A 14124-nucleotide genomic window follows, 5' to 3' on the forward strand; every position below is an offset into this window, starting at 1 on the left:
TCCGAGCAGTAAGAAGTTATAGCTTACTCAAGTCGAGATAGGCTACTTTAGATGTTATTCCATTTCTCCAACGTAAGTATCGCACTATCACTGTGATATCCTCTATGCGATACTCCGCTCGTTGGATGACTATCTGCGACGAGCGTATCCTCGAACGTCTATCGGAGGTCGAGACAGACACGCCGAAGGGTATGGCCGATAGCGGTGATGTCCGGTTCAGTCGCCAATACATCGGGGAGCGCTGTCGAGAACTGACGAACTACGGGATGCTCCAACATCTCGGCAATGGCGTCTATCGAATTACGGAAACAGGAGAGCAGTATCTTGAGGGCGAGGTTGATGCAGAAGAACTCGAATCTGATTCGGACGGCGAACAACCGGAGTGAGAAACTATGAATGACCGCACTGAGATTCGACGACGAGTACAAGCACTCAAACAAGGAGACGTTATTCACGTAGATACGAACGTAGATATTCAAGACCGCGAGTTTCACGTCGAGAGGGTGGAACCGGCCGAGCTTCACGTCCGGGACGGGAATAAACACTATCGAGTCTACGTAAGAGGGACCGGCAACCAGAAGGGAGTAGGGGCATACGTCATTAATCTCGATCGACCGGAATGGTCAGGACGAGTCAGCGACCATATCCCACCTGAACTATTTTACATTGAAGATGAGAGCCTTCCAGCCGGGAGAGGCGAACATACCGAGGGGTCGATAACGAAAATTGAATGACAGCCATCGCAACAATCATTAATCCAACATGATTTCCAAGACATTATCCACAGTATGGGGGTATTAGGTATTGTTTAGCTCCTCCTCAAATATCGGGTAGTAGACGTATGGCTTCCCCGGCTGCATCGTATCCTTCTCTCGTGCGAGTATTTCGTAGTCACGTAGTTCTTCGAGCGCCTTCCGCGTCTGCTCTCGGCATACATCCACTTCTTCGTGGTTGGCGATTTCATCGACTTTCGCAGGATACAATTCAAACGTAGCGGTGAGAACCTTATCCGACGTTACCTGACTCACTTCGGATCGCGGGCCACGACCTGACCATGGCGGAGTGTAGGTATCGTTGTAGTCAGGCAGTTCGCATGTGCTCACACGATAACTGTCATCCTCACGGACGAGCCATTTCCGAGGCTCGTTCCAGTCTGTCGTCGGAAATTGTTCACAGGCGAGCGTCATCAGTTGTTTGACGACCTCGATATTGCCCTCGAAGAACCAGCCGAGATGATGTGCGAGTTCGGCTTCAGCCTGCGAACGGTCGTTGTGTCTTGCGTCTGAGTATCGTCCTTCCCAGAGAGCCTTTCGGCGGTCATCCCCGAGGAACGCTCGTAGTCGTGTCGCCAGTTTCCCGAACGACGCGTTTACGTCATCAAGACATGCCACCTGTGATGAGCCAGTCGATACCGCGGCTGGAGACCTCGATTGTTGCGCGGGTCGCTGTGGCAGTGCAGACTGAGAGATGTGTGCCAGGGGTCTGTCGTCGAGAACGGCATAGCGCCCAGCGTCGTCGGCAGAACAGTCGTGCCAGTCCTTCGAACACGAGTCCAGATCAGAACCGGGTCCGACGACATACTGATTCTCAGCGCGGATTTCGCCCCATCCTCTCCAACTATTACTTACTGCGTCACTGACTGCGTAGTATCGATGCTCGCCTCCGTGCGGCGTTTCGACCGTGAATGTTGGGGGTAAGGATGTGACCGAGTCAGGGACGGGTTGGTTTCCGTCGTAATCATCGATATCGACGATAACCAGTCCGTCACCAGCCATTACTCCGTAATTGCCGGCGAGTTCGTCAGCCGGGTACTGATGTGCAGGGTCTGTATGGTCGACGCGGCTCTTCTTCGTGCCGTCTTGTAACGGTACGAACCGCTCGACGTCTAACTCGCCTCCTGCTATCCGATTGCTAAGGGCTGACCGGGGGCCAGTTTGTGTGGCTAGTCCCTTGCCGGAGCTATGCGCTGTGCTGTCTTGGCTCGACAGATTTCTAGGGTCGGAGTCCGTATTATGATTTGTCCGGGTCATTGTCTTGGTATCCATGGCTCGGAAGCCCGCTGCCCGCAGGCCTACCGTCCATATCGTCCCGTCTCGTGCTCGATTCGTCGGGTCACAGCGAGCGAGCACCGAGACGGGGTTACGTTTTAATCAACGACCACCTCGCCAGATGCGTCTCGCTCGACGTGGTCGAGAATGCAGCTTAGGAGTTCGTCATAGCTCTCGCCACCCCGCTTCAGGTTACAAAGACGCGTTTTCGTGTCGTCGTCAAGCGCGATTGTGGTTCCAGTCATATCAAATATATAATCTACAGAGAGCAATAATGAGGTGGTTGAAGCCGCGAGTGTTATGGCTGCATACAGACGACCGCTTCCTGGGAGCCTACCCGTTCATTAACCACGTAGAAGGGGTCGATGTGAGCGATATGTTCTACCACATGCCAGATGAATTCAGAGGGCAAATCACGCCGCGAAGCTGCATCAATTCGCTCAACTAGCTTATCTTTTGATAGCAGATTCACCTCACTATCAGCTGTGAGGAATTCTGAGGTGAGGTCAGGGATAATCAGATTTGTTGGTATTTCATCCACGTAATCAGGAGTGAGGAAATAATAAAAACGTGATTTTCCCTGACTGGCATCGATCCTCACGAGTTCCCCGTGGCCGGAGGCCATATATACGTAAGCTTCAGCCGATTCAAGCTCAATATTATATAATTCGCTAACAATGTGGGCCAATGTTGCATACGAGAGTGGCTCACCAGTTCCGCTCGTAGCGTCTTTAAATATAGCCTCCCAGTCGATATCCTTCGTGGGGCGCTGGCCTATTTTGTCTACGTTACGTCCGTCGTCAAACTGGATTTCATCCATTGTTTCAACACCTATGTGGAGCCATCCAGCGAACGACCACAACACGACTGAGCCATCGAAACTCCACGAGGTAGAGTCAGGTACTATCGGATGTTACACTTCAGTTCCACACAGAGGGCCATATTTAGGACGAAGAGTTACCACGCTAGAAGTTAGCATAGTACCCCTAAGCCCACTCATTATTAAGTAGATTATATCCCCATCAACGCAGATGCTTGCGGTCTAAGCAATGGTAGAGGAGAGTCGATGGAACACACGGATAATTCTGTCTATCATCAGACAACGTAAGCTGCTCACGTCTCCACGAAGTAAACACAGAGACAACGACTCGGACTAGTGCTGAGATAAGGCACACAGCGAGAAGGAGAATGTCTATTTGAGTGATTTTCGAGATTCCGGAATATAATTTTCACCACCAGACCTACTAGCGTCTTCTCCGAGCGCCGTATCATGCCTGACCGTTACTGTCCGGCATGTGGTATCGAACTCGACCATGATCCGCGCTACTGCCCCGAGTGTGGAACGGATCTCGAGAATCAACAGAGCGAGGACGAACACTCGATATCGAGCAACTCTTGGAGTTGGCGTGACCCTTCGGGACCGTTCCGATCGCCACGTCTGGCTCTTCGATCGGTGATCGTCGTTGGGTTCGTCTCGTTCCTGCTCTCGATCGGGCTCAACGCTGTGGGACTGCCGATCAACGAGTTACCCCATCCAGTCCCGATCGCCCTGTTTGCCTTCTGGGCAGGGGTCATTATGATCGGATTGCCGCTGTGGGGACTCCTACACATCACGGACAACGTGCTCGGATTTCTGAAGCACGAATAGCCCACCCGCAGAGACGAAGCAGCCTTGCGTCTCTCGGGAGGCAGGTTCTATCTGTCCCGTCGTAGGGGGCGGTGCGACGGACAGGGAGAGACTGTCGTCTCTTGCGTGACACTCGAAAGCAGGTATCGCGACGAGTGTGGATATCGCAGACGAGCGAATACTGATGAGGCACTTCACGCAAAATTTTGCAGAAGGTCCGTCTCGTCAGATGTAGCGACTTTCTCAGACCGAAAACACTCGGTCGTCTCCGCGTTTCATTGGATGTCCGATAGAACACACCTGCCTGCCTCGTCGACCGTCAGACGAACGAGTCTCTTCGCGTCTGTGGGTGTTGCTATACGAAGGGAGGTCTACAGGTCGAGTGACTCGATGCACTCAAGATATGACTGCTTCGCATCATACCTGTCAACCCTTGTGTACAAATCCATTGTGCGAGAATTTGAATCGCCCCTGATGTACTGCAATATGTGGTCGGGCATCTCGTGATTGCGCATTAGCGTCGTGAACACCGTCCGGAACGTGTGAGGCGTGAATTTGCGGTGAAAGCGCGTCTCGCCTTCGTCCATCACGCCTGCTCTGACCGCAGCATCACGAACGGCCCGCTGCACCTGCGTCGTCTGGACGCGGTTCCCCTGTATGCTCAGGAACAGGTACCCGGAGTCATTGTCCGGGCGGACGAGTCGATACCGCTTGATGGCGTGTTTCACTTCCTCGTCCACGGGGACGACCGTCTGACTCCCGCCCTTGCGCTCTCGTAGGCGAATGAATCCCTCGTCGAGCATCAGGTCGTCCTGTTCGATTTCGAGGGCTTCCCGAATCCGGCACCCGGTCTTGGCGAGGATGACGGCAATCGCCTTGTTCCGCGGGTCGGCGATGTTGTGGACGATTTTCTTCGCGTTCTCCCACGTTGCGCAGTCGGGACGCTCTCGGTACTTCTGTGGGATTTCTTCGAGGACGACCGCCGCCGGGTTCCCCGTAATGTTCTCGAATCGCGGGCGCTTCATCGCCCACCCGTAGAACGACGACAGCGATTCGAGGTATCGCCGCTTCGTGTTCTGTGAGAGGTCGCGGGCGGCAAGCGTGCTGACGTAGTCCTCGATATGTTCCGGCGTGACGTCTTCGGGTGCGAGGTCGGGAAACTCCTCGTGGAAGAACGATTTCAGCGTCCGTGAGTAGGCGTTGAGCGTTCGACGACTGCGACCCATTGCCTGCTTACGTTCGATGAAGTCATTGACTGCGTCGTGCTCGTTCTCGTAAATCTTCTCGCGGGTCGTGCCCGTCATGCCTCAACCACCTCCGCATCAGCGTCGTCGTGAGCGAGTCGCCAACCATACCCCTGTTTGTATTCGACCTTGTTTTCTTCCGCGAGGTCGAACAGTTGCTCCTCGACGGCATCCTTGACGATACCGGTGAGAACGCCGCTGTCCGTGACCTGATGGAGCACCTTGTTGAGCGGTTGGTAACTCTCAGTCAGGAACGCAGTGACGAACTCCTCGTGTTCGATATCGATTTCTCCCGGCTCGGAGTTACGAGCGTCTTCGAGGTCGTCCTGTAACTGCTCGACTTGCAGTTGAAGCTCCTCCACCTTTGACTCGTTTTGACTGTACGCGAGGAATCCTTCCTGACGGGCAGCGCGGGCCTCTTGTATCAGTTCGTAGAGGTACTTCGACCGGCTCCCGTAGCCCTGCTCCTCAGCCTCCTCCATCCACTGCTCGGCGTGTTTGCGACTCGGGTAGAGGGCGACGTAAGTCGTCTCCTCTGACAAGCCGACCTCGTTCTCCCACTCGGTCTGCTGTGGCTCTTCGTCACTCATTCCTATCTCACATTAGACACTTACAACTGGACGTTCCTAGGCATTGTGGATAGATACGATGGATATGGTGACTGTGGGCGTTGTAACACCTCGACCGAGCACTTTTGAGGGAGGTGTTTGAATCACGATGCATGCCGAATCCACTCTTCTCCACGTACACACAGGGCGAAAATCGAGTTACATCAACAGTCATCGCCGTTCTTGAGCACGTCAACAATCAGTTAGCAGAGGATATTCTGGAAGCACTGACCGACGAATCGGACCTGTCGCTCGTCTCGTTCGATAATCAAGTGACAGGCGTCGACTCGGTTCCCGATGCTACAATCAAGAGTTCAACCGCGCTCTGGTTCGAGACGAAGACGAGTCGGGATGCTGTGGACAAAGAACAACTCGAAAACCATCTCCATGCACTCGAAGAGGACGAAGCGGAACTACAGCGTCTCATCGTTCTGACTCCTGATGCACGACTCCCTGATGAGGTGGCAGAAATTGAAGATGGGCGTATCGTGTGGGCCAACTTTGACTCGCTCATTGATACCATCGAGACGGTGCTTGAGCGAGATGTAGGGAATGCCGAGGCGAGTATGTCCGTCCCCACAGAACGTGAAGCGTTCCTCCTGCGCGAGCTAAGTCGCTTCCTCTATGACGAGGACTTAGTCAGTGGCAAGGAGGACCGCGTGTTGGTCGTTGCAGCTCGTAGGGCATGGCCAGAGTATCAGGACACCGGCCTATACTTTTGCCAGCCGAATCGCTCATTCAAACCCGTCGACCATCTCGCATTCTACAGCGACGGTGAAATCAAAACCGCGATCCCATCAGTAACGGACGCTATCGAGAGTATCGAACTCACCGAGGAAACAGTGCGAAATCGCGCAAACCTCACGCAGTCACAGCGTGAGCAATTGCTTGATGCAGTGACTCAATTTCGAAAGGAGGAGTCCGAACGGTACGGTGAGACGGAGAAAGTCATCTTCCTACAGGATGGTATCAAACTCGACCATCCGGTGAAGAACGACAAAACTGCGAGTGATTCTGACCGGACGGTTGCCTTCGTCCAGGGGCATCGCTATGTCTCATTCTCGAAATTGCGGGGTAATCCCGATTACACAAGTGAATTAGAAGACTCGGACTGACTACGAGGCTATGGCGGAGTCGTTTCGTTGACAGCGTTCTCGAGTAGGTCCAGAAATCCACTATCGTACCGCTCGCCGACGTGATTCACGTTCCAAAGCCCTGATTCCCGTATCGCCCGACTCTGGCTGTGCCGACCGAGCCATCCGTCTACCCGTGGGTCAATCGATTGTTCATCGAAATTGCTGAGGAGGGCGATAATGTTCTGTTCGAGATACGCCCTGTCACTGTCTGCACTCGGTTCGTCGTCGAGATTTACCCAGAGGAATGGCTGTTCGCGAATGTAGGTGCTCACACGGCGTTCGAGGATGTATTCCTCGTCACGTACTTCTGACCGCTCACGCTCGATGCTCGACCAGCGTTTGTCCCAGTCGGGATAGTCGTCGTGGAGGTCGTGCTTCTCGATGATGGCCTCGCCGACGCGCTTGCGATACACAGAGCCGCGGTGAGCGCCCCCGTGAGGATGGTTGGAACTCCCGCTGCCCGTTCCGTAGTGTTGTTTCAGCCTATCCCAGAGCGACGTGCTGCTCCCCTCAGACACCGCGTGTGTCCCGATTCGGGTAACGCGCGACTGGTCAGTCGAGTCACGTGTTTCGCCCGGTTCGAGGAAGAAGTAGACACCGCGGTCGGGCCAGTCCATGTATCCAGTGCAGTTCTTGAGTTTCCGCGTACCGCCGACTCGTTGCTCAAGATTGTCGAGTAACCCATAGAAGCGGCCGAGGTCGTCCTGACGAGCCATTCTTACACGGTTCCTCTCATTCACGCACAAAGAGTTTCACCACTCGGTGCGACGGCTTCGAGTAGAACGTCGGATGGATATCCTCGTACTCTCGCCGTGTTCCAAAGACAAACGATACGACTCCGTTCTCGACTGTGAGGACGTGGACGAGCACTCGCGTGAGGAATTAGTGCAAGAACACAGCGAGTACACCACGATTGCGGCAGACATGTATACTGGTCGTGAACACAAGCACGTCGAAGAGGCAGTAACTCATCTCCGTGAGGTTGCAGACGTCGACTGGTATATCATTTCGGCAGGGTTCGGACTGCTACGTGACGAGACTGAAATCCCGTCCTACGAGTGTGGTTTCAGCGATATCGAATCCGTTCGAACACGAGCCAAGCGAGCGGGATACGATATTAATGACCTGACGAACGACGAGACGATTCAGGCAGTCGGCCGTGAGAAGGGAATACCTCAGGCGTTCAGTGATGTACTGTGCCGAGAGTATGACTTGCTATTCGTCGTCCTGAGTGAACCGTATCTTCTTTCAGTGGTGGATGCTCTCACCGAGGTACCAGAGCAAACGACAGCATTCGCGTTTGCATCGAACGGGAGTCGGCAGTACGTCGGTGATTGTACTTGGATTCCCGCCACAGAAACGGAACGACAAGCCCTCGAAACGACGTGGATGGAACTTCGAGGTGAACAATTGCTTGAGGTTGTGAAAACACTAGACATGGAAGAACTGACGGAGGTGCCAGATTCTAGAGGGTTGCGAAGGTTAACTGAGGCCACCACTATCGATGAATAGCGGATACGCCAAACGGGTAGACGACAAAGTCATTCACGGAGGTAATGTGAACATTAGATTCCGCTGTATATCCACATGGATTGACCCTCAGGCTGTGCAAGGATATCATGTACAGATTAAGGATTCTGCGCGGGGAAATACAGCTGTTCGGACGTGGGTACGAGATTACGAGACGATTGACTACGTGCTAGATGGGAAGTCAATGGCTCAAGATTGGGCAGAAGAATTCTGCCACCAGGCGAATCAGTGCGTCTACCTTCGGGATAGCAATCCCTCTGATAGCAGATGTGATGGCTATCTCGTAGCTGTTGAAGGAAGTGGACCGAGAATATAGTGCGTTGTCATCGCCCCTTCATGCATATCTCGAAGATAGTGACTATCGCCTCGATTGTCGTATTAAAATGCTCAACTGCTTCTTCCATAGAAATCTGTCCGGCGTTTTCATCATATCCAACATGAACGATGGCATTATCACGCTCTCTTTTGAATCCGAGGTAGCTATCATACGAGGAGTGATACTCATCGTCAACCATACTCGTGCCAGTAACAGTTTTCAGTCCGTGTTTGACCGTTTCCTCCCAACTCAGGAAACGGCCTCGACGACACTCATCGAATATCTCCTCAATCTGGACCTCTGATTTTCCTTGGATTCGCATAGTTCGGTAGAGTTGTCGATACAGGTGGTTTTCAAACGCAGCAGACAGCAGAGGTAAGACTGCCATGAAATTTGCACTATGGAGGGCGGAGGAGGCTTCTCTCATGAGTTCTATCCATGCTGGGTCATCTATATTGGCCAAGTGAATTGTATTATGATACCCCACCTCTACCTCCTCAGGCGGATTTTCGCTCTCTCCGTCTTTAAGAGATGTTATGAATCCGATTTCACCTCCGCCAAGGGGGACTGCATCAACGACTACCGAGCTATTCACTTCAATTGGGCCTGTATGGGCTCTGACTACTGTATCATCTAATTTATCAGATGGAACGCCTGCGGCGTCAGATAAGTCCCAGAGGCGAATTTCGCCAACCTCAAAATCACCGCCGACACCCATTAGTCCAACCTCGTGCGTTTTTCCTACTTCAAATGTAGCCGTATCTGAATTAGCAAATGCACCCATTGAGAAGGGAACACCCGTCCATCGTTGCTCAGGTACGCTCTGTAAGTATGCCGTGAACGCGTCCTCTGGGTGAATTTCAACATTACAATATGGACAGGTAGCACGAGTCTCGAACGGTCGTACTGTCTGAAACTCAAAACGGTTCAAATGGGCTCTAGTATATTGTCTTCCACACTCGGGACAAACCAAATTCGGGTTCTCTGAGTTAGTTGCAGCCACAGTAGTTCTGGTAATGTAGCCGCATCTCAAAATGATTCCTTTGGAAGGACCATACCTCATCCAGTCAAATTACACTTTCACGTTGGTTGTCTAAATTTCAAGACCGTTCCAAGCGAACGAGTACCACATGTCCGAACAGGCGCGAAAATTCGACCTCAACATGGAGGAGGTGCTTGAGGCCTGGGGCGTCGCAGATGCAACCCGAGAAGTAATCGCCAACGCCCTCGACGAACAGGCCCTCACAGACACGGAAGAAGTAGAAATCTACGAAGACGACGAGGGGAGATGGCACATTCGGGACTACGGTCGAGGGCTACGCCACGAGCACCTCACGCAGAATGAGGACGAAGAGAAACTGAACAACCCGGACAAGGTAATCGGGAAATTCGGCGTCGGATTGAAGGACGCGCTTGCGACGTTCTACCGAAACGGAGTCGACGTAACCATACACTCGAAGCACGAGACGATTACCGTCGAGAAAGCACCGAAGGCTGATTTCGAAGACATCGAAACGCTGCACGGACTCATCTATCCACCAGAGCGAGATATTGAGGGGACGGACGTGGTTCTCGATGGTATCTCGGAGAGCCAAATCGACCAGGCCAAAAGCAACTTTCTGCGCTTCACCGACGACGAACTCTTGGAGAAAACCAAGTTCGGAGAGGTCTACGCTTCCCCCGCAGGCGAGGATTCCCGTATCTATGTTACAGGGCTCAAGGTCGCTACCGAAGAGAATTTTCTGTTCAGCTATAACATCACGAAGACGACGAAGCAGGTACGAGACGCTCTGAATCGGGAGCGTTCAAACGTAGGGCGCACAGCATACAGTTCGCGGGTGAAGGACATTCTACGAGAGTGTGAAACCACGGATGTCGCTCAACGCCTTGTCGACGACTTCGAGAACTTCACCGATGGAACGACGCACGATGAGGTGAACTGGAAACCGATTCGTCTACACGCAGTAAAGCTCCTGAATGAAAGAGACGATGTTGTATTTGCGACCGTGGACGAGCGACACTCAAACGCGGACTTGCTCAACCACGCTCGTAGAGACGGGTATCGAGTCGTCACCGTCCCCGAGAACATCCGTAACGAGATTCAGGACGAGCGAGATTCCGAAGGGAACCGCCTTCGTGACGTTGCCACATATCTCGAAGAGTACAACGAGAGTTTCGAATACGACTGGGTTCCCGAGGACGAGATGACAGAGAACGAGCGCGAGGTGTGGAATCACAGGGACGACATTCTCGACCTCCTCAACAACCCGCCTGTAGAGGAAATACGGGTATCAGAGACGATTCGAATGACCGAGAGGGGAGAGATGGCTAACGGTGTCTGGGATGGCAGTGAGCAGCGTATCGTCATTCGTCGGCAACAGCTCAACAGCGTTCGAGATTTCGCCAGCACGTTACTCCACGAAGTCGCACACCCGAGAAGTGGGGGAGCACCTGACCTCTCGCAACCATTCGAGGACGCACTGACAAGCCTACTAGGAGAAGTCGCCGAATCCGCTATCGACAAACAATGAGTCATCATAATCGGTCCGTCTGGCGTGAATGCCCCGAGTGTGGCGAGAACCAGAAGGTGAAGCAAGGTGGATGGGCAACGTGCCGAAACTGCGGTGAGAACTTTCACGTATAGCCATCTCTGGACCACGACGGAGGACGAGGAGCGTGCGAACCTTGATACTTCGAGGTTCGGAACAGTTCGGATAACATGGCTGAGCGAGCGTTCATGGTTCGCGCCGGGAATGACAACGAGTTAGTCGAAGAATTCGAGTCTCGTTCTCTGGTCGCAGTCGGCTGGGAGGAGTTGGGGGATGTTTCTGACGTCCGGTCATATGAGGAGATGAAGGCCCGATTCAATTCGACCGACGAGTATTCCGAGCACAATAGCCGGCGTATCGCCCAGAATGCAGGGCAGGTGAATCGATTCGCGCTTGAGATGGAGGAGGGGCATCTGGTTTTGAGCTACGACAAGACGGAGCGCGAGTATCTAATCGGAGAGGTCACGAGTGGGTACGAGTGGAAACCAAGCGACCACCCACAAGGATATCCGCACGTCAGGCGTGTCGAATGGGAGGACACAGTTTCCCGTGACGAGTTCACGACCTCGACAAAAAATACGCTCGGAAGCACGCTGACGGTGTTCTCGCTTGACGACTGCATTGATGAAATCACGGGCGTTCTAAGCGGGGAGACGCCCGATGAGAGCGAGGACGACGAGGACACCGTACCATTCGTCGACGAAGTGGAGAACCAGGCAGACGAACTCATCTCCGACATTCTAGCGAACATGGACCCGTTCGTCTTCGAGGAGTTGGTCGCCGCAGTCCTGCGAGCGATGGGATACCATGCGAAGAAAACGCGGGACAGTCAGGACCGCGGTATTGACGTGGTCGCTCATCCCGACTCGTTGGGGTTCGAATCGCCGTATATCAAGGCACAGGTGAAGCGCCAACAATCGAAGGTTGGTTCTCCGGAAATGCGAGCGTTCACAGGAACTCTCGGAAACGGCGAACGAGGTCTATTCGTTTCGACTGGTGGCTATACGAGTGATGCACAGGATGCAGCACGGAACGCCGAACAACGAGTCACACTCATCGACCGGGATGAGTTCATTGACCTCCTGATTCAGCACTACGACGACCTCGAATCCGAGTATCAGGCGACGGTTCCCCTAAAGCAGGTCTATATCCCCTCACAAGACCCACCTCTCGAGGAATAACAGAGCAAGCAGAGCATATTGCCAGTCGGATTTATTGTTCTCCCCTAGTTTCCCACTAATATGAGCGTATTTCTCATTCAGACGAATGGCCGGGAAATCAGCGAGGATGCCGCGCCAGAGTATATTCGAGGTGCTAAAGGTCCGACATTCGTTGATGAACCGCTTCGGCATCACCGATATTTCAACGCTGACCCCTACTGGAAACGTGAGGGATACGAGCGCCGGGATGCATGGGAAAACGCGACAGAGGGGGACACCGCGCTTTTGTACTGCTCATCCTCCGTTGATGAGCATCCGACCTGTATCAGTCACATCCTCCCCATCCATGGCAAGCAAATCGATGCTGACGGGGCACTACTGAAATTTGAAACGGCGATTGAGATTGAACCCAAAATCAACTACCAAGATATTCAGCGGCTTGTTGACCAAGGAGAATTCTCGGAGAAGATGGGTTACTGCGGTCAGCAGGGATTCAATTTCACACAGGTCGCAGCCTCAGACCTCGACAGAGTTGACGAACTCACGTCTCGGGTATGAACGAAGAGTAGGTGCGTCGAGCGATGACTGATGCTCTTGATACGGTGAGATGCGGCGAAGTATTATAACTCAGGACCACATTCCACGGGATAGACACGGTGCGTTGGAGACACAATAGCGGGAACCTGGTCCTGCAGGTTCGAATCCTGCTGGGGGCATGACGGCGGGTCGGAGAGTACCGCTCTAAAAAGTCTCCAACATATGATGAAGGAATTAATCGTATCTGGTATCACAGGCATCGTATTTGCAACTATTGGCACTGCGCCGGCCCTAATCGTGGCGCTGTTGGTGTACATCAGTCTTCGACTGGTGAAGACCGCCCTCACACCTCCGCTCGCTACACCTCCAGAGACTTCTCTATGCGAGACAACGGATATACGCTGTATGATTATTGATGCAGAGCAGCCGAATGACGGAACGAGCGAGCTCTATAGACGCGCTAAACACATTCACTATGGATAGATTGTGTGTCGTGAGTGCCGAGGCCGCCATTTTTGACGGTAGAAGAAGTCTCTGAGGGAGTCTGGTTGTGGCCACGGTAGACATAGGCCCCGGTCAGATCTACGCCGGGCAGGCAGACACGGATTTAAGAACGTTGCCGAGCAATCATACGGTATGGCCGCCGAAATCTCCGACCGGGTTCGAGAAATCGCCGAAGCCCGCGGTCTTCCGGAGTCCGAGGTGTTCGAGCAGGCACTCGAACGCGGTCTCGAAGACCTGTTGGAGGACCTCGTTCTCGCGCGGTACCTCGACGGCGAACTCGACCGTCAGGAAGCGATCGAACGTGTCGGTCGGACGAAAGTCGAACGGGCGGAGCGAGAGCGTGAGGTCGTCGAGGAAGACGTCGACTGGGGCCTGAACGCGTGACGCTCACGGCTGTCTCGGATGCGGGACCGCTCATCCATCTCGCCGAAATCGATTCACTCGAACTGTTCTCGACGTTTGACACACTCCTCGTTCCGGAGACGGTTTACGAGGAAGTCGACGTCGGTGGTGTTCCGGACGGGATGGCCGACCTCTCGTACGAACTCGTCGAAGCCGACGAAAGCCGAGTCGGAACTGAGGAACTGGATGCCGGAGAACGCGCCGCGATTGCGGTCGCAAAAGGCGGGGAGTCGTTCTCCTAGCCGACGACCTCGCCGCCCGAGAGACAGCATCCGACGCGGGCGTCGAAGTACGCGGTTCTATCGGCATCATCGCGCTCGGTTACGGGCGCGGGTTGCTCGACAGAGACGAAGCGGCATCCCGTATGCGAGCACTCCAGCGTGAGGCGAGTCTCTTCGTGACCGAGGCGGTCGTTGAGCATGGCATCCAGATACTGGACGAACAGTAACGGAACGAGTGGACT

The 14124-nt window shown here is 53.7% G+C and carries 15 protein-coding genes and 1 pseudogene; 10 read left to right on the forward strand and 6 right to left on the reverse strand.

Going from position 1 to position 14124, the window contains the following annotated elements; all coding sequences use genetic code 11:
* Positions 1-104: 104 nt before the first annotated feature.
* Both FR699_RS07370 and FR699_RS07375 read left to right on the forward strand, forming a co-directional pair.
* Complete coding sequence (locus FR699_RS07370) at positions 105-386, forward strand: MarR family transcriptional regulator (protein WP_158855019.1); 282 nt, start codon at positions 105-107, stop codon at positions 384-386.
* A 6-nt stretch (positions 387-392) separates the two neighbouring features.
* On the forward strand, positions 393-734 hold the full coding sequence (locus FR699_RS07375; RefSeq protein ID WP_158855021.1) for a hypothetical protein: 342 nt from the start codon (positions 393-395) through the stop codon (positions 732-734).
* A 63-nt stretch (positions 735-797) separates the two neighbouring features.
* Here the strand turns inward: FR699_RS07375 and FR699_RS07380 are convergent, their stop codons facing one another.
* Together FR699_RS07380 and FR699_RS07385 are read right to left on the reverse strand one after the other, a co-directional pair.
* Positions 798-2045 carry a bifunctional DNA primase/polymerase gene (locus FR699_RS07380; protein WP_158855023.1) on the reverse strand — a complete coding sequence of 416 codons (1248 nt, stop codon included), beginning with the start codon at positions 2043-2045 and terminating at the stop codon, positions 798-800.
* Between the two features lie 301 nt (positions 2046-2346).
* Positions 2347-2868, reverse strand: a complete 522-nt coding sequence (locus FR699_RS07385; protein WP_158855025.1) for a hypothetical protein — start codon at positions 2866-2868, stop codon at positions 2347-2349.
* Between the two features lie 450 nt (positions 2869-3318).
* Between FR699_RS07385 and FR699_RS07390 the strand changes: the two genes are divergently transcribed.
* On the forward strand, positions 3319-3696 hold the full coding sequence (locus FR699_RS07390) for a zinc ribbon domain-containing protein (protein WP_158855027.1): 378 nt from the start codon (positions 3319-3321) through the stop codon (positions 3694-3696).
* 350 nt (positions 3697-4046) lie between these two features.
* On the opposite strand, the gene FR699_RS07395 is transcribed toward FR699_RS07390, so the two are convergent.
* Positions 4047-4979, reverse strand: coding sequence for a tyrosine-type recombinase/integrase (locus FR699_RS07395; protein WP_158855028.1), 933 nt, complete (start codon positions 4977-4979; stop codon positions 4047-4049).
* Positions 4976-5509, reverse strand: a complete 534-nt coding sequence (locus FR699_RS07400; RefSeq protein WP_158855029.1) for a hypothetical protein — start codon at positions 5507-5509, stop codon at positions 4976-4978. The genes FR699_RS07395 and FR699_RS07400 overlap by 4 nt, the downstream gene beginning before the upstream one ends.
* Before the next feature lie 131 nt (positions 5510-5640).
* Here FR699_RS07400 and FR699_RS07405 point away from each other — a divergent pair, with 131 nt between their 5' ends.
* Positions 5641-6642, forward strand: coding sequence for a hypothetical protein (locus FR699_RS07405; RefSeq protein WP_158855030.1), 1002 nt, complete (start codon positions 5641-5643; stop codon positions 6640-6642).
* 8 nt (positions 6643-6650) lie between these two features.
* Here FR699_RS07405 and FR699_RS07410 read toward each other — a convergent pair whose 3' ends face one another.
* Positions 6651-7379 carry a hypothetical protein gene (locus FR699_RS07410; protein WP_158855031.1) on the reverse strand — a complete coding sequence of 243 codons (729 nt, stop codon included), beginning with the start codon at positions 7377-7379 and terminating at the stop codon, positions 6651-6653.
* Positions 7380-7452: 73 nt separating this feature from the next.
* Between FR699_RS07410 and FR699_RS07415 the strand changes: the two genes are divergently transcribed.
* The gene (locus FR699_RS07415; protein ID WP_158855032.1) at positions 7453-8175 is read left to right on the forward strand and encodes a hypothetical protein; all 723 of its coding nucleotides are present in this window, start codon (positions 7453-7455) and stop codon (positions 8173-8175) included.
* A gap of 341 nt (positions 8176-8516) precedes the next feature.
* Here the strand turns inward: FR699_RS07415 and FR699_RS07420 are convergent, their stop codons facing one another.
* On the reverse strand, positions 8517-9293 hold the full coding sequence (locus FR699_RS07420) for a hypothetical protein (protein ID WP_158855033.1): 777 nt from the start codon (positions 9291-9293) through the stop codon (positions 8517-8519).
* Positions 9294-9639: 346 nt separating this feature from the next.
* On the opposite strand from FR699_RS07420, the gene FR699_RS07425 reads away from it, so the two are divergent.
* The 5 genes and pseudogenes from FR699_RS07425 (at position 9640) to FR699_RS13470 (ending at position 14109) form a co-directional block, all read left to right on the forward strand.
* The gene (locus FR699_RS07425) at positions 9640-11040 is read left to right on the forward strand and encodes an ATP-binding protein (protein WP_158855034.1); all 1401 of its coding nucleotides are present in this window, start codon (positions 9640-9642) and stop codon (positions 11038-11040) included.
* A 188-nt stretch (positions 11041-11228) separates the two neighbouring features.
* The gene (locus tag FR699_RS07430) at positions 11229-12239 is read left to right on the forward strand and encodes a restriction endonuclease (protein WP_158855035.1); all 1011 of its coding nucleotides are present in this window, start codon (positions 11229-11231) and stop codon (positions 12237-12239) included.
* 60 nt (positions 12240-12299) lie between these two features.
* Positions 12300-12776 carry a hypothetical protein gene (locus FR699_RS07435; protein WP_158855036.1) on the forward strand — a complete coding sequence of 159 codons (477 nt, stop codon included), beginning with the start codon at positions 12300-12302 and terminating at the stop codon, positions 12774-12776.
* A 615-nt stretch (positions 12777-13391) separates the two neighbouring features.
* On the forward strand, positions 13392-13643 hold the full coding sequence (locus tag FR699_RS07440; protein ID WP_158855037.1) for a hypothetical protein: 252 nt from the start codon (positions 13392-13394) through the stop codon (positions 13641-13643).
* Positions 13640-14109: pseudogene (locus tag FR699_RS13470) on the forward strand (nucleic acid-binding protein). Before FR699_RS07440 ends, FR699_RS13470 begins: the two are co-directional and overlap by 4 nt.
* Positions 14110-14124: the final 15 nt, after the last annotated feature.

Source organism: Halorhabdus sp. CUG00001 (assembly GCF_009797925.1).
GTDB lineage: Archaea > Halobacteriota > Halobacteria > Halobacteriales > Haloarculaceae > Halorhabdus.